This window comes from Streptomyces sp. NPDC032745 (genome assembly GCF_055579465.1).
In genome coordinates this window covers 155,549-170,749 of record NZ_JBVING010000007.1, presented here as the reverse complement: position 1 = coordinate 170,749, position 15,201 = coordinate 155,549, and the positions used below count along the sequence as shown (strand labels likewise).

11 protein-coding genes are annotated in these 15,201 nt (G+C 73.5%); 8 read left to right on the top strand and 3 right to left on the bottom strand.

The features are described 5' to 3' along the window. Positions 1-7 precede the first annotated feature (7 nt). Positions 8-2,221: a terpene synthase family protein gene (locus ACZ5WG_RS19910; protein ID WP_468724728.1), complete on the bottom strand. Its 2,214-nt coding sequence runs from the start codon at positions 2,219-2,221 to the stop codon at positions 8-10. A gap of 13 nt (positions 2,222-2,234) precedes the next feature. Beyond that, positions 2,235-3,647, bottom strand: coding sequence for a family 2B encapsulin nanocompartment shell protein (locus ACZ5WG_RS19905; RefSeq protein ID WP_468724726.1), 1,413 nt, complete (start codon positions 3,645-3,647; stop codon positions 2,235-2,237). 306 nt (positions 3,648-3,953) lie between these two features. Here ACZ5WG_RS19905 and ACZ5WG_RS19900 point away from each other — a divergent pair, with 306 nt between their 5' ends. The 5 genes from ACZ5WG_RS19900 (at position 3,954) to ACZ5WG_RS19880 (ending at position 11,453) form a co-directional block, all read left to right on the top strand. Further along, the gene (locus tag ACZ5WG_RS19900) at positions 3,954-5,330 is read left to right on the top strand and encodes a hypothetical protein (RefSeq protein ID WP_468724724.1); all 1,377 of its coding nucleotides are present in this window, start codon (positions 3,954-3,956) and stop codon (positions 5,328-5,330) included. 109 nt (positions 5,331-5,439) lie between these two features. Further along, positions 5,440-6,951, top strand: a complete 1,512-nt coding sequence (locus tag ACZ5WG_RS19895) for a family 2 encapsulin nanocompartment cargo protein terpene cyclase (RefSeq protein WP_468724723.1) — start codon at positions 5,440-5,442, stop codon at positions 6,949-6,951. Beyond that, the gene (locus ACZ5WG_RS19890; RefSeq protein ID WP_468724722.1) at positions 6,948-8,366 is read left to right on the top strand and encodes a family 2B encapsulin nanocompartment shell protein; all 1,419 of its coding nucleotides are present in this window, start codon (positions 6,948-6,950) and stop codon (positions 8,364-8,366) included. Before ACZ5WG_RS19895 ends, ACZ5WG_RS19890 begins: the two co-directional genes overlap by 4 nt. 125 nt (positions 8,367-8,491) lie before the next feature. Then, the gene (locus tag ACZ5WG_RS19885) at positions 8,492-10,165 is read left to right on the top strand and encodes a glycoside hydrolase family 71 protein (RefSeq protein WP_468724721.1); all 1,674 of its coding nucleotides are present in this window, start codon (positions 8,492-8,494) and stop codon (positions 10,163-10,165) included. A gap of 118 nt (positions 10,166-10,283) precedes the next feature. Continuing rightward, complete coding sequence (locus ACZ5WG_RS19880; protein ID WP_468724719.1) at positions 10,284-11,453, top strand: aminotransferase class V-fold PLP-dependent enzyme; 1,170 nt, start codon at positions 10,284-10,286, stop codon at positions 11,451-11,453. A gap of 6 nt (positions 11,454-11,459) precedes the next feature. Here the strand turns inward: ACZ5WG_RS19880 and cobF are convergent, their stop codons facing one another. Continuing rightward, on the bottom strand, positions 11,460-12,212 hold the full coding sequence (gene cobF, locus ACZ5WG_RS19875) for a precorrin-6A synthase (deacetylating) (protein WP_468724718.1): 753 nt from the start codon (positions 12,210-12,212) through the stop codon (positions 11,460-11,462). 18 nt (positions 12,213-12,230) lie between these two features. Here cobF and ACZ5WG_RS19870 point away from each other — a divergent pair, with 18 nt between their 5' ends. Genes ACZ5WG_RS19870 through ACZ5WG_RS19860 form a run of 3 tightly spaced genes read left to right on the top strand, consistent with a single transcriptional unit; the run spans position 12,231 to position 15,200 of the window. After that, entirely contained in the window at positions 12,231-12,986 is a 756-nt protein-coding gene (locus ACZ5WG_RS19870) for a (Fe-S)-binding protein (protein WP_468724716.1), read from the top strand. Between the two features lie 31 nt (positions 12,987-13,017). After that, positions 13,018-14,565 (top strand): lactate utilization protein B, encoded by a 1,548-nt coding sequence (locus ACZ5WG_RS19865; protein WP_468724714.1) that lies wholly within the window; start codon positions 13,018-13,020, stop codon positions 14,563-14,565. After that, on the top strand, positions 14,562-15,200 hold the full coding sequence (locus ACZ5WG_RS19860; protein ID WP_468724713.1) for a LutC/YkgG family protein: 639 nt from the start codon (positions 14,562-14,564) through the stop codon (positions 15,198-15,200). Before ACZ5WG_RS19865 ends, ACZ5WG_RS19860 begins: the two co-directional genes overlap by 4 nt. The last annotated feature ends 1 nt before the right edge of the window (position 15,201 follow it).

Here is a 15,201-nt window from a genome sequence, read left to right as displayed (position 1 = left end):
GGCTTCCTCACGCCCACCCGGCCCGGTGCGGTGCCCGGGGCAGCGCACCGGCGCCTGCCGCCACGACCGGTTCGGTCCGGCGCGCCCGGTGCCGTTTCAAGTCCTCCTCCCGGTAGCGCCGGGTCTCCGCGTGCCAGGTGGAGATCCCGGCGATCCACTGCTTGAGCTCGTCCGCGTACCGGTCCAGTGCCGCCCGCGCCGCCGCGTCCAGCCCGAAGTCCCGGTACATGGCGGGGAACTCCTTCTCCAGCACGTGCTCGAACTGCTTCATCCGCGAGGTCATCAGATCGTTCACGACCCCGAGCGCCGTCCGGTAGTCGCAGCCGAAGAAGGTCTCCGTGACGACCAGCATGTTGAGCAGCTCGCCCTCGTACTCCACCTCCTTCTGGTACGAGTACACGTCGTTCATCAGCGCCGAGTAGTCGAAGGCGGCCGCCTCCAGCGACTGCATCGCCGCGCTCTCGTACACGGCCTCCGGCACGACGTCCATGTGGGCCATCCGGGCCAGCGAGGCCGTCATGGGAGAGCCGAAGGTCACCCGGCGCATCTCCAGGTAGTCCACCGGGTCCGGCACCCGGTGGGCCGCCTGGTTCTCCACCTCCCACAGCCAGCTGTCGAGCACGGCGTCCATCGCCGCCCGGAACATGCGCCGCCCGGCCGGCGCCATCGGCGTGATCGTGCGCAGCCAGACGTCGGCGAGCCCCCGTTCCAGCGCGTTCACCGGGGGAGCGGTGGGCGCCCCGGGCTCCAGCGGCATGAGCGCGCGCAGCCGGGCGTCCTGGGCCCGGGCCCCGGCCAGGTCGCGGGTGGCGCCGAAGCGGATCGGGTAGAGGTCGTCCGCGTACGTGCCCCAGCTCAGCCAGGCCGCGCTGACGTCGAGGTCCGCGGCCGAGGACTTCGGGTCGATGCCCGCCGAGCAGAGCGCGAAGTCGAAGTCGACGGCCTTGTCCTCCCACCACAGGCCCTCGTCGAACATCCCCATCGCACGGTTCCACTCCACCAGCCGCCCGCGGGCGCCCTCCAGGTGCGGGTTGAGCCGGTTCGGGTACGGCAGGTAGAACTCCGGGATCACGGACGGGCCCACCGGGTGCGGGGTGCGGGTGTGCCGCCGGAGGCGGTCCGCGCCGCCTGTGACGCCCAGCAGCGCCTTGAGCCCGGAGACGGCGCTGCCCATCCCGGAGGGTCCGGCGGGCAGGCCGGCCCGCCGGTTCATGTAGCGGCTCGAGCGCAGGTGCCACTCGTGGCCGCCGGACTGCCAGTCCTGGAGCCCGCGGGCGTACGCGAGCACCGCCGCGACCTGCTCGGGGGTCAGGCCGGCCCGCGCGAACATCGGGGGCAGCTCGGCGAAGAAGGTGTGCTCGAACTGCTGGAGGCGCGAGGTGAGCAGCCGGTTCAGCTGATCGGCCGCCTCCTGGGTGGTGCACCCGAAGAACGTCTCCAGCACCAGCACCCCGTTGCTGAGTTCGCCCTCCTGGCCGACCTCCCGCTCGTACGAGAACAGGTCGTTGCGGAAGTGCACCGAGTCCGCGAAGCAGTCGCGCAGCACGCGCAGCGGCCGCTCGGCGGAGACGGCGGCGGGCACCTCGGCGCCCACCGCGTGCTCGATGAGCCCCGCCGACCAGGGCGCGCCGCCGACCTTGCGGCGCTGTTCCACGTACTCGACCGGATTGGCGACCCGGCCGATGCTGATGTTGTCGAGCTCCCAGAGGGACTCCACGAGGAGATTGCGGGTGCTGAGCGAGAAACGGGCGATCCAGTCCGGCGAATGCCCGGGGACGGTACGGGCCCACAGGTCGGCGAGCCCCGCCTCCACGGGGTTGCGGGGCTCCGGGACGCGCGCGTTCACGTCGTGTTCGAGTGAGCCGTCGGGCATGAACAGGGCCAGGCGTTCCAGCGCGGTGCGTCCGCCCTCCCGGTCGCCGCGGCGCTTGAAGACCTCCAGGAACCAGTCGTCGAAGAAGAACACCCACACGTACCAGTCGGTGACCAGCGAAAGCATCGAGGCATCGCACTCGGGGTGGGTGTAGGCGCACAGCAGCGCGTAGTCGTGCGCCTCCAGGTCGGCCCGCTCCCATACGCCGGAGCCCTCCAGCATGCCCATGCCGCGGGCCCAGTCGAGGGCGTGGGCGCGGGCACGGGCCAGGTGCGGGTTGAGGCGGGCGGGGTGCGGGACGTAGAACTCGGGCAGTTCGAAGGGCTGCGCGCTCCCTGTGCTGCTCATGCGGCCGCCGCCCTCAGTCGTCGAAGCGCGAGATCTCTACGTTCTCCAGCACCCCGACGGCGTCGGGCACCAGGATGGCCGCCGCGTAGTAGGCGGTGACCAGGTAGGAGACGATCGCCTGCTCGTTGATGCTCATGAACCGGACGGACAGGCCCGGCTGGTACTCGTCCGGCAGGCCCAGCTGGTGCAGCCCGATCACCCCCTCGTTGTCCTCGCCGGTGCGCATGACCAGGATCGAGCTGGTCCGCTCCTTCGTGACCGGGATCTTGTTGCAGGGCAGCAGCGGCACCCCGCGCCAGGAGGGCATCGAGTGCCCCTGGAACTCGACGGAGGCCGGGTACAGCCCGCGCCGGCTGCACTCGCGGCCGAACGCGGCGATGGTGCGCGGGTGCGCGAGGAAGTACTGGGAGCCGCGCCGCCGGCTGAGCAGCTCGTCCATGTCGTCCGGGGTGGGCGGGCCGGTGCGGGCGTAGATCCGCTGCTCGTAGTCGGCGTTGTGCAGCAGCCCGAACTCCGGGTGGTTGACCAGCTCGCTCTCCTGGCGCTCCTTGAGGGCCTCGATCGTCAGCCGCAGCTGCTGCTCCGACTGGTTCATCGGCTGGTTGTAGAGGTCGGCGACGCGGGTGTGGACCCGCAGCACGGTCTGGGCGACGCTCAGTTCGTACTCGCGGGGACTCAGGTCGTAGTCGACGTACGTGCCGGGCAGCATGACCTCGCCGGTGTGGCCGGCGGACAGGTCCACGGCCTCGCTGCCCTTGCGGCCCACGCGCTCCGCCTCCAGATAGGCCTCGGCGTGCCGGCGCAGGGCGGGGGAGCGGCTCAGCGCCTCGTCCCAGTCGCCGCGGTTGTAGGTCATGGTCACCACGTCCGTCTGGGCCCGGGCGGTGAACTCCCAGCGGGCGTCCGGCAGCGGGTGGTGGCCGAAGTGGTCGCCGTCGCTGAGGACGCCGAGGCTCGCCTCGTCCCCGTACGCGCTGGCGCCCAGCCGCTCGATGCGGCCGTGGGCGATGAGGTAGATCTTGTCGACGGGTTCGCCGCGGCGGACGATCACGTCGCCCTTGCGGAACTCCTCCTTGACGAACCGGTCCGCGATCGACTTGACGACCGCGTCGTCGGGGAAGTGCCGGAGCATGCCGAGCTCGCGCAGCATGGGCGGGATGACCCGGAGTTCGGACCCGGTCTTGACGAAGCTGATGCGCCCGTCGCCGAGGGTGTAGCTGACCGTGCGGTTGACCCGGTAGGTGCCGCCGCTGGTCTGGACCCACGGGAGGATCTTCAACAGCCAGCGGGAGCTGATGCCCTGCATCTGCGGGGCGGACTTGGTGGTGGTCGCCAGGTTCCGCGCCGCATCGGTGCTGAGGCTCTGGCGGGCGTTGCGGGTCGGGTGTGCGGCGGCGCTCTCTTCGGTCGTCGGGTCGACAGACATGACGGAACGTCCTCTCGGTCGGTCTTCCTGGCTCCGGATGCGGCGTCGGTGACTGTCCTGCGCAGCGGCCCGGGTGCGGGTCGCGCACGTCGCGTACGGGGGCGATCGGAAGGAGCGATCCCGCTTGTGCGTGATCCGCCGTGCTCCCGCACGCCACGCACACCCGGTGTGACCGGGTGCCACCGTGTGCACACGTCTTAGTTAGAGGCAGGGCGGCCCCACCCGGTACACGGGCCCCTGTCCCACCCTGTTGAATCTCCGACCGTGTTGAAGCGCTGGACACACGTACGAGTTGGGCGGTTCTGGATGGCGAAGCGTGACCCCAACGGACAACTCCGCACCCTCCTCACCGAAGCCCGCTGGAGCGGGCAGGACTTCGCTCGGGCCGTCAACGGCATCGCAGCCGAGGCCGGCCTCACCCTCAGCTACGACCGGACCTCCGTCTCCCACTGGCTCGCGGGCACCAGGCCGCCCGCCCACGTCGTCGACCTCGCCGCCGAGGCGCTGAGCCGGCGCACCGGGCGCCGGATCGCCGCCGCCGACACCGGGCTCGCCCGGCCCGCCGGGCCGAGGGCGCGGGAACGCCCCGGCGGCGGGGCGCACGGCGCGGACGTCCTCGCCGCGGCCGCCCTGACCGGGGCGCAACCGCCCGACTGCGGACCGGACTTCGGGGTCGGCGCCCTGGGCGAGATCCCGGTCTACTCCTCCGCGTGGCGGCCGCCGGAGGAGCAGCCGGCCCGTCCGGGGCAGACCGGCTCGTCGGCCGGGGTACGGGCCGAGGCGCGGGCCGGGGTACGGATCGGGCAGGACCACGTACGGGCCGCCGAGGCGGTGCTCCCGGTCTTCCGCAACGCCGACATGATGTTCGGCAGCGGGCTCGCCCGGCCCGCCCTGACCGCGTACCTCGCCACCACCGTCGCCCCGTGGCTGCGGGCCGACGCTCCGCCCTCGGTACGCCACCGGCTGCTCGGCGCCACCTCCCGACTCGCCTACACCGCCGGGTTCCTGTGCTTCGACAGTAACCAGCACGGAGTGGCCCAGGCCTACTACCGGGCGGCGCTGCGGCTGGGCCGGGAGGCCGGAGATCCGCAGTGCCACGCGCCCGTGCTGCGGGCGATGAGCGTGCAGGCCCACCACCTCGGCCACCGCACGCAGGCGCTGCAGCTCGCGGAGGCGGCCGCGCGGGAGGCGGGGCGGCTGCCGACGCTCCAGGCGGCGTTCGTCACCGGGCAGCTGGCGGTGGCGGAGGCCGCCTGCGGGGACCGGCGGGCCGCGGTCTCCCATCTGGCGGGCGCCCAGCGGCTGCTGGACCGCTCGGCGGGGCAGAGCGCGCCGATCGGCGACTACCACCAGGCCGCGCTGTGCCACCAGCAGGCGGAGGCGCTGGCCGCGCTGGGCGACGGCCGTGGTGCCATCGCCGCGCTCGGCGCCTCGCTGCGCCACCGGCCGGCGGCGGAGCGGCGGGCGCGGGCGGTCACGGCGGCCCGGCTCGCCGAACTCCACCTGGGCCAGGGGCATCTGGAGCGGGCCTGCGCCGCCTGGCACGAGGTGCTGGACGTCGTGCCGCAGCTGGAATCGGCCCGGGTGACGGACGCGCTGCGCCGGATGCGGGGGCGGCTGCGGGCGGTCCGCGCGAGCGGGGTCGTACGGCCGCTGCTGGAGCGGGTGGCGGCCGGGACGTAGCGGGGCTTTCGTCGTACATCCGTTCAGAGCTTCAACTGCGCGGGATTTTCAACAGGGCCGGTGCCGGGGCGGCTACCCGTGCGCCGGGCCCGCATCGCACTGTCATGCCATGCAGAAGCATCCGCCCGCTGCCGACCCCGCCCACCCGCCGGGCCTGTCTGCCCTGCCCGGCTTGCCCGGCCTGCCCGACCTGTCTGCCCTGCCCGACCTGTCTGCCCTGCCCGGCTTGCCCGTCCTCTCTGCCCTGCCCGGCCTGCCCGACCTCTCTGCCCCGCCCGGCTTGCCCGTCCTCTCTGCCCTGCCTGCCCTGCCTGCCCTGTCCGCCCTGTCCGCCCCGTCCACCCCGGCCGCCCTGTCCACCCCGTCCGCCCCGGCCGTCTCGCCCGTCCTGCCCGCCCCTCCTGTTCCATCCCGTGCCGCGCTGCTGGCCCGGCTGCGCGGGGGTCCCGGCGGACCGGGCACCAGTACCCTGCGGATCGGTCCCGCCCTCCAGCCCCCGGCCCCGGCCGCAGTGCCCGCTCCGGCTCCCGCTGCCGTGCCGGCCCCCACGGCGTCCGGGCGGTCCCGGGGGAACCCCGCCGTACCCGAGCTGTACTGCCCGCCCCCGCAGCGCGACGATCCGGCCCTCGCGCAGGCGGTCGAGGACCGGCTCATCGCGTGGGCCGAGGAGACCGGGATCTACGCCGGCCGGCTGGACGACGTACGGGCGCTCTCGCTCGGCCGGTACACCATGCTCACCTACGCCCACGTCGAGGACCCGGACCGGCTGCTCGCCCCCGCCAAGTGCACCCTCGCCCAGTGGGCCACCGACGACTACTACTGTGACGACGAGAGCGCCGGCGCCGTCCCGCTGCAGATCGCCACCCACCTGTCCCAGGCCCTGGCCGCCATCGACCCGGCCCATCTGCCGGCCCGCTACGCGCCCCGGCTGGAGCAGGCCATGCGCGCCGACCCGGTCCTCGTCGCGCTGCGCTCCAGCACCGGGCACCTGTCCCGGTACGCCACCCGTTCCCAGCTCACCCGCTACCGGCACGAGATGGCCGCGCTCTTCTCCGGCTACACCGCCGAGGCCGGCTGGCGCGTCAGCGGCCGCACCCCGCCCGTCTGGGAGTTCCTCGCCGTCCGCCAGGACAACAGCTTCATCCCCACCATGGTGATGCTCGACCCGGCGGGCGGCTACGAGCTCCCGGTCGAGGCGTACGCAGACCCGCGCGTGCGGGGCGCCGTCCTCAAGGCCGCTTCGGCCAGCGTCATCGTCAACGACCTCTACTCCATGCACCGCGAGGACGAGGGCGCGGCCGTCAACTACAACCTGCCCGCGCTGATCGAGGCCGAGGAGGGCTGCTCGCGCGCCGAGGCGGTCCGCCGCTCCGCCGACCTCCACGACGAGCTCGTCCACGCCTTCGAGGAGGAGTCGGCCCTCCTCTCCGCGGCCGGGTTCCCGCCGCTGGTCCGCTTCCTGGCCGACGTCTGGGCCTGGCTCGGCGGAAATCTGGAATGGCACCGCACCACCGCCCGCTACAACCCCGCGGGCCGGGCCCCGGCCCAGGACGGCAGCCCGAAGCAGGACCGGACGCACGGCCCGACGCACGGCCCGACGCACGGAGGGATCCCGGCATGACCACCCCCGAAGCCCCCACCCCCGAGGCCGAAGAGGCGGCCCGGCAGGCCGCCCTCAGCACCGCGGCCGCCCGCAACCTCGCCACCACCACCAAGTCCGTCCCCCAGATGCAGGGCATCAGCTCCCGCTGGCTGCTGCGCGTACTGCCCTGGGTGAACGTCAGCGCGGGCACCTACCGCGTCAACCGGCGCCTGAGCCACGCCGTGGGCCGCGGCCGGGTCTCCTTCGTACAGACCGGCGCCGACGACGTGCGGATCCTCGCGCCCACCCTGGGCGAACTCCCCACCCTCAGGGGCTTCCAGGACCAGGAGGTCCTCGAGGACCTCGCCGTGCGCTTCGTCAAACGGGACCTGCGCGCAGGCGACACCCTGGTCGAGGAGGGAGCGCCCGTGGAGGAGGTCTTCGTCATCGCCCACGGCCGCCTCGAGAAGCGCGCCCAGGGCAAGTACGGCGCGCCGGACGTCCTCGGCGTCGTCGCCGACGGCGACCAGCTGGGCGACGACGCCCTCGGCCGGCCCGAACCGCGCTGGGACTACTCCGTACGGGCCGCCACCGCCGGCACCGTGATGGTGCTGCGCTGGCGTGCGTTCCAGGAGGTCCTGGAGCGCTCCGCCGCCCTGCGAGCCCATCTCGAACGGTACGTGGACAACGGCCGCCGCCCGGTCAACCGGCGCGGCGAGGCCGACATCGAGCTCGCCTCCGGCCATGCGGGCGAGACCCTGCTGCCCGGCACGTTCGCCGACTACGACCTCACCCCGCGCGAGTACGAACTCTCCCTCGCCCAGACCGTCCTGCAGATCCACACCCGCGTCGCCGACCTCTACAACGACCCGATGGACCAGTTCGAGCAGCAACTGCGCCTGACCGTCGAGGCGTTGCGCGAGCGTCAGGAGTGGGAGCTCGTCAACAACCGGGAGTTCGGGCTGCTGCACAACGCCGCGTACGAGCAGCGGATCAACACCTGGTCCGGGCCGCCCACCCCCGACGACCTCGACGAGCTGGTCACCATGCGCCGCGGCACCAAGGTGCTGCTGGCCCACCCGAAGGCCATCGCCGCCTTCTTCCGCGAGTGCAACAAGCGCGGGCTCGTCCCCGACAACGCCGAGGTTCAGGGCAAGCCGGTACCCGCCTGGCGCGGTATCCCGCTGCTGCCCTGCGGCAAGATCCCGGTCGTCGGCGGCCACACCAGCTCGATCCTCGCGCTGCGGACCGGCGAGGAACAGGAGGGAGTCATCGGCCTGCGCCCGACCGCGATCCCCGAGGAGTACGAACCCGGCCTGAACGTCCGCTACATGGGCATCGACCAGCGCTCGATCATGTCCTACCTGGTCAGCGCCTACTACTCGACGGCCGTTCTCGTCCCCGACGCCCTCGGGATCCTGGAGAACGTGAACGTCGCGGCCGCCCGCTCCTGACCTCCCGCCGGACCGGCCCCGGTCGATGCCCTTGCCCCTGCGAACGGTTGTCCGGAAGCCTCCGATCGGCTCTACTGCTGTGCAAGTCCCGCATCCGGGACACAGCGCAGGGGAGGGCATCCACGATGAGTTCGCACCGCCGCCGCCGGGGGTTCCGGGGCCGGCCGCTGCTGACCCTGCTGGCCGCCGCCTTCCTGCTCGTCGGCGTCTGCGCCGCCACCGGCATCGCCTGGGACCCGTTCGCCCGCGTCTCCGGCCAGGACGGCGCCTCCGCTGCCGCGGTCGGCGCGCCCTGGTCCGCCCGTCCCGGGACGGGCTCCGGGAGCCCCGTGCCCGGCGCCACCGCCCAGGCCCCGCCCGCCCCCAGCGGGAGCCCGGGCGGCGAGGGCCAGGGCGGCAGTGCCGCCGGCGCGGGGGACGCCGGCGGCCAACGGCCCGCCGGAGCCCTGCCCTTCGACCTACCCGGGCCGACCGCCCTGCGCACCGCCGGCGCGGGCCGGAAGCTGGTCTTCGCGCACTACTTCACCCCGTACCCGCTCTCGCTGGACAACGCGAGCGCCGACGCCGACTACTACACCCGCAACTACCTGAACCCGGGCGGGGAGAACGGCAAGCACGAGCGGTACGGCGGCCTGCTCCGCGACCGGCCGCTGCCCGTCAAGCCCCAGGAGGGCAACTGGGAACGCGCCAACCTCGAGCAGGAGGTGCGCACCGCCCGCGCCGCCGGCCTCGACGGGTTCACGCTCGACATGCTCTCCCTGTCCGGGCCGAACCGGGACCGCGCCCACCTCCTGATGGAGGCCGCCCGTGCGGTCGACCCCGCATTCAAGATCATGCTGATGCCGGACATGACCTCATTGAACACCGACGACCCCGGCGTGCTCGCCGACGCCGTCGCCGCCCTCGGCAAGGCACCCGCCGCGCACCGCCTCGGTGACGGCCGGCTCGTCGTCTCCCCCTTCAAGGCGGAGGCGAAGGACGTCGCCTGGTGGACCCGGGTCCTCGACCTCCTCAAGACCCGGCACGGCATCCGCACCGCCTTCGTCCCGACGTTCCTCGACTTCGACGCCAACAGCGCACGGTTCGCGCCGATCAGCCACGGCTTCTCCGAGTGGGGCAGCCGCAGCTACGTCGGCCAGGAGAGCGCCACCCGCGACGTGCAGCGGGCCCACGGCATGGGCAAGATCTGGATGCAGCCCGTGTCGGTCCAGGACGCCCGCCCCAACCAGGGCATCTACGACGAGGCCGGCAACACCGCCACCCTGCGCTCCACCTGGACGCACGCCATCGACGACGGCGCCGACTGGGTGCAGCTCACCACCTGGAACGACTACTCGGAGGGCAGCCAGTTCGCGCCCTCGCTGCACAACGGGTACGCCTACCTGGACCTCTCCTCGTACTACCTGACCAAGTTCAAGACGGGCAGCTGGCCGAAGATCGTCCGCGACACGCTGTACGTCTCGGCCCGCACCCAGTTCGCCGCGGCAGACCCCACCGGCACCCAGTCGCTGGTGATGTCCCCGCGCAAGGGCAGCGCCGCGCCCCGCGACTCGGTGGAGGTGCTCAGCTTCCTGACGGCCCCGGCGACCGTCCGTACGGCGGTCGGCACGGCCCAGGACGAGCACGAGGCCCCGGCCGGCATCCACTCCGCACTGCTCCCGCTGCGCCCGGGCACCAGCTCGGCGGTGGTGGTCCGCGACGGCAAGCCAGGCACGCAGGTGAAACTGCCCTACGCGGCGGACCGCACGGTGAAGGTCCAGGACCTGCAGTATTACGCCGTCACCAGCGGGCGTGACTAAGGGCTGTCCCGCACCAGGGTCGGCCGCATACCGGCCACCTTCGCGGTATTGGCCCTTCCGGGCCGTCCGGGGCGGCCCGCATCATCCGGGCAACCGCACATCACCCCTCGGAGGACCCGTGACCGACCCGACCGCCCCCGCCGCTCCGTTGCGTCCTGCCGCCCCGGTCGTCTTCCCCGGGGGACCCGGGCTGTTCCGGCTGGATCCGGAGATCGCCCACCTCAACCACGGGTCCTTCGGCGCGGTACCGCTGCCCGTGCAGGAGACCCAGGCTGCGCTCCGGGCGGAGCTCCACGCCGATCCCGACGCCTTCTTCATCGGTGCCGCGGACCGGATCGCCGGGGCCCGCGCCCGCATCGCACGGCACTTCGGCGCCGACCCCGACGGCATCGCCCTCATCGCCAACGCCACCGAGGGCGCCAACCTCGCCCTCGACGCCGTCCCGTTCGCCGACGGCGACGAGATCCTGGTCACCGACCACGGCTACGGCACGGTCGTCGCGGCCGCGGCCCGCCGCGCGCGCGTCAACACCGTCGCCCTGGACCCGTACCTGCCCGACGAGGACGCCGTACGCGAGACCGTGCTGGCCGGGCTGACGCCCCGTACCAAGGTGGCGCTGCTCGACCACATCAGCTCGCCCACCGCCCGGCTCATCGCCTCGCCCCGGCTGCTCGCCGACCTGGCCGCCCGCGGGGTCACCACCATCGTCGACGGGGCGCACGTCCCCGGCATGGTCGCGGACCCGCTCGCCGGGGGCGCCGACTTCTGGTTCGGCAACCTGCACAAGTGGGGGTACGCCCCCTCCGGCAGCGCCGTCCTCGCCGTCGCCCCCGAGCACCGCGGCCGGGTCCGCGCGCTGGTGCCCTCCTGGGAGGACGCGGACGGGTTCCCCCGCTCCGTCGAGAACCGCGCCACCGCCGACTACACCGGCTGGCTCGCCGCCCCCGAGGGCCTGGACCTCCTCGACCGGCTCGACGCCGCGAAGGTGCGGGCCCACAACAGCGCCCTCGCCGCCCACGGCGCGGCCCTGCTCGCCGAGATCCCCGGGCTCACCCCGCTCCCGTACACCGAGGGCCTCGCGATGCGCTCCCTGCGGCTGCCGCCCGGCACCGCCGAGACCCCGGAGGCCGCCCGCGCCCTGCGCGAGCGGATCGCGGCGGAACACGGCATCCGGGTGCTGGTCTGGCCGTGGCCGGGCGGCGGCGGCATCCGCGTCTGCGGGCAGGTCTACAACCGGCCCGAGGAGTACGAGCGCCTTGCCGCCGTGCTCCCCGGCTACGTGGGATGACGGGGCTCAGCCGCGCCGGAGCAGGTACGTGTCCATGATCCAGCCCTTGCGGGCGCGGGCCTCGGTCCGGAGCTCCTCGATCCGGCCGGCGACCTCCGCCAGCTTCCCCGACACCAGGATCTCGTCCGCGGTGCCGACGTAGGCGCCCCAGTAGATGAACAGGTCCTGGTCCAGGTGGGCCGTGAAGGCGTGCCGCGCGTCCAGCATCACCACCACGTCGTCCACGTCCTGCGGCCAGCCCTCGGCCAGCCGCCGGCCGGTGGTGATCTGGACCGGCCGGCCGACCCGGTTCAGGTTGGTCCGGTGCCGGGCGAGCAACGAGGAGATGCTGCTGATGCCGGGCACGACCTCGTGCTCGAACGCCACCCGGCCCCGCTCCAGCACCTCGTCCAGGATGGCGAGCGTGGAGTCGTAGAGCGAGGGGTCGCCCCAGACCAGGAACGCCCCGGTCTCGCCGTCCGCCAGGTCCTCGGCGATGAACCGCTCGAAGATCTCGGCCCGCGCGCTGCGCCAGCCGTCCACCGTCGGCGCGTACCGGTCCGGTGTCCGGTCCCGGTCCGGGTCGCGGCCCTCCACGAGCCGGTGGCCGGGGCGGGCGTGCTCCTCGAGCATCGCGCGCCGCAGCCCGGTCAGATCCGCCTTCTCCTCGCCCTTCTCCAGGATGAGGAATGCGTCCGCCGCACCGATCGCCTTGACCGCCTGGAGGGTCAGGTGGTCCGGGTCGCCCGCGCCTATGCCGATCACTGAGAACTTCTTCACGCCGCTATTCTGCCCGTCATGCGTGCCGCCCTGTTCGTCACCTGCGTCAACGACGCGCTGTACCCCCGGACCGGCGTGGCCGTCGTACGCCTGCTGGAGCGGCTCGGCGTCGGCGTGGACTTCCCGGCGGCCCAGAGCTGCTGCGGCCAGCCGCAGTACAACACCGGCTACCGGCGCGAGAGCGAACCGCTGCTGCGGCGCACCGCCGAGGCCTTCGCGGGGTACCCGTACGTGGTCACCCCGTCGGGTTCCTGCGCCGCGATGGTCCGCGCCCACTACCCGCGCATCGCCCGCCTGGCGGAGCAGGAGGGGCGGGGCTCGGGGCTGGTGGCGCTGGCCGAGGACCTCGTACCGCGTGTCCACGAGCTGACCGAGTTCCTGGTGGACGTACTCGGGGTGACCGATGTCGGCGCGTACTTCCCGCACACCGTCACCTATCACCCCTCGTGTCACGGCTTGCGGGGGCTCGGGCTGGGGGACCGCCCGCGGCGGCTGCTCGCCGCCGTCAAGGGCCTGGACCTGGTCGAGCTGCCCGGCGCCGAGGAGTGCTGCGGATTCGGCGGCACGTTCGCCGTGAAGAACCCGGACGTGTCCGCGGCGATGGGCACCGAAAAGATCGACAGTGCGGTGGGGACGGGTGCGGAGGTGCTGTGCGGGGCCGACAACTCCTGCCTGGCCCACCTCGGCGGAATCCTGCACCGCAGGGGCGACGCGATGCGGGCCCTGCACCTGGCCGAGATCCTGGCCTCGACGGAGGAGGAACCGCTGCGATGACGCGTACGACGGGTACGACGGGTACGTTCGGATGACCGGCACGTTCATGGGCATGCCGGCGTTCCCGGCGTTCCCGGCCTTCCCGGATGCGGCGCGGGAGGCCGTCGGGGACGGGGTGCTGCGCGCCAACCTCCGGCACGCCACCCACACCATCCGCGACAAACGGGCCCGGGCCGTCGCCGAGCTGGCCGACTGGGACCGGCTGCGCGCGGCGGGCAAGGCCGTCAAGGACCACACGCTGCGCCACCTGGACCGCTACCTGCTCCAACTGGAGGAGTCGGTGACGGCCGCGGGCGGCACCGTCCACTGGGCGGCCGACGCGGACGAGGCCAACCGGATCGTGACCGGGCTGGTACTGGCCACCGGCGAGCGGGAAGTGGTCAAGGTCAAGTCCATGGCCACCCAGGAGATCGGCCTCAACGAGGCCCTCGAAGCGGCCGGGATCGCCGCGTACGAGACGGACCTGGCCGAGCTCATCGTCCAGCTCGGCCACGACCGCCCCTCGCACATCCTGGTCCCGGCCATCCACCGCAACCGGGCCGAGATCCGGGACGTCTTCGCGGCGGAGATGGGCCACTGGGGCCGCCCCGCCCCGGACGGGCTGGGCGACGACCCGCGCGAGCTCGCCGAGGCCGCCCGCCTCCACCTGCGCGAGAAGTTCCTGCGCGCCAAGGTCGGGGTCTCCGGCGCGAACTTCATGGTCGCCGAGACGGGCACGATGGTCGTCTTCGAGTCCGAGGGCAACGGCCGGATGTGCCTGACGCTGCCCGAGACCCTGATCTCGGTGGTCGGCATCGAGAAGGTCGTGCCGACCTTCCGGGACCTGGAGATCTTCCTCCAGACGCTGCCGCGCTCGTCCACGGCCGAGCGGATGAACCCGTACACGACGATGTGGACGGGGCTGGGTCCATCGAAAGGGGCGGACGGCGACGGCCCCTCCGCCTTCCACCTCGTCCTCCTCGACAACGGCCGCACCGACACCCTCGCCGACGAGGTGGGCCGCCAGGCCCTGCGCTGCATCCGCTGCTCCGCCTGCCTGAACGTGTGCCCGGTGTACGAGCGCGCCGGCGGCCACGCGTACGGCTCGGTCTACCCCGGGCCGATCGGCGCCATCCTCAGTCCCCAACTGCGGGGTACGGGCAGTGAGATCGACGCCTCGCTGCCGTACGCGTCCACCCTGTGCGGGGCCTGCTACGAGGTCTGCCCGGTCGCCATCGACATCCCCGAGGTCCTCGTCCACCTGCGCGAACGGGTGGCCCAGGGCGGCCCGGTGACCCGCGAGGGCATCCGCGTCCGGATCCGCCCCGCGCACGGCCACACCGCCGAACGGGCCGCGATGCGGGCCGCCCGCCTGCTCCTGGACCACCCGGGCGCGCTGCGCGCCGGAGAACGCCTCCTGGCCCGGTCCCGCCGGCTGCGGCCGCGCCGGCTGCCGGGCCCGGGTCGGGCCTGGACGGACACCCGGGACCTCCCGGACCTCCCGCCGGAACCGTTCCGCGACTGGTGGTCCCGGGAACGGGGAGACGGGGGAGACGGGGGAGACGGGAGAGGCGGGCGGGCGCGAGGAGGGCGGGAATGAGCAGCAAGGACCGCATCCTGGGCCGGATCCGCCGGGCGGTGGCGGACGGTGCCCCCGACCCCGCCGTCCCCCGGGACTACCTCGCGGTCCACGGCACCCGCACCCCGGCCGAGACGGCGGACCTCCTCGCCGCCCACCTCGCCGAGTACCGCGCGAAGGTGCACCGCACCGACGAGGACGGGCTCGCGCTGCTCCTCATGCGGCTGCTGGCCGAGCGGGGCGCGCGGACGGTGCTCGTCCCGCCCGGCCTGCCCCCGTACTGGCTCGCGGCGGCCGACGCCACCCGCGTCCACGACCGCGCCGCCTCCACCCCGTACGAACTGGACGCGGTGGACAGCGTGGTGACCGGCTGCGCCCTGGCGATCGCCGAGACCGGCACGATCGTCCTCGACGGCGGCCCCGGGCAGGGCCGGCGCCGCATCACGCTGATCCCGGACCACCACGTCTGCGTGGTCCGGGTCCCGGACCAGGTGGTGGACTCGGTCCCGCAGGCGCTGCCCCTGCTGGACCCGGCGCGGCCGCTGACCTGGATCTCCGGACCCTCCGCCACCAGCGACATCGAGCTCGACCGGGTGGAAGGCGTGCACGGTCCCCGCACCCTGGAGGTGATCCTGCTGACCGGACCAGCAGAATGAG

Coding starts and splice junctions, on each gene's coding strand:
- ACZ5WG_RS19910 (WP_468724728.1), bottom strand. CDS start 2,221: ATGAGCAGCACAGGGAGCGCGCAGCCCTTCGAACTGCCCGAGTTCTAC.
- ACZ5WG_RS19905 (WP_468724726.1), bottom strand. CDS start 3,647: ATGTCTGTCGACCCGACGACCGAAGAGAGCGCCGCCGCACACCCGACC.
- ACZ5WG_RS19900 (WP_468724724.1), top strand. CDS start 3,954: ATGGCGAAGCGTGACCCCAACGGACAACTCCGCACCCTCCTCACCGAA.
- ACZ5WG_RS19895 (WP_468724723.1), top strand. CDS start 5,440: ATGCAGAAGCATCCGCCCGCTGCCGACCCCGCCCACCCGCCGGGCCTG.
- ACZ5WG_RS19890 (WP_468724722.1), top strand. CDS start 6,948: ATGACCACCCCCGAAGCCCCCACCCCCGAGGCCGAAGAGGCGGCCCGG.
- ACZ5WG_RS19885 (WP_468724721.1), top strand. CDS start 8,492: ATGAGTTCGCACCGCCGCCGCCGGGGGTTCCGGGGCCGGCCGCTGCTG.
- ACZ5WG_RS19870 (WP_468724716.1), top strand. CDS start 12,231: ATGCGTGCCGCCCTGTTCGTCACCTGCGTCAACGACGCGCTGTACCCC.
- ACZ5WG_RS19865 (WP_468724714.1), top strand. CDS start 13,018: ATGACCGGCACGTTCATGGGCATGCCGGCGTTCCCGGCGTTCCCGGCC.
- ACZ5WG_RS19860 (WP_468724713.1), top strand. CDS start 14,562: ATGAGCAGCAAGGACCGCATCCTGGGCCGGATCCGCCGGGCGGTGGCG.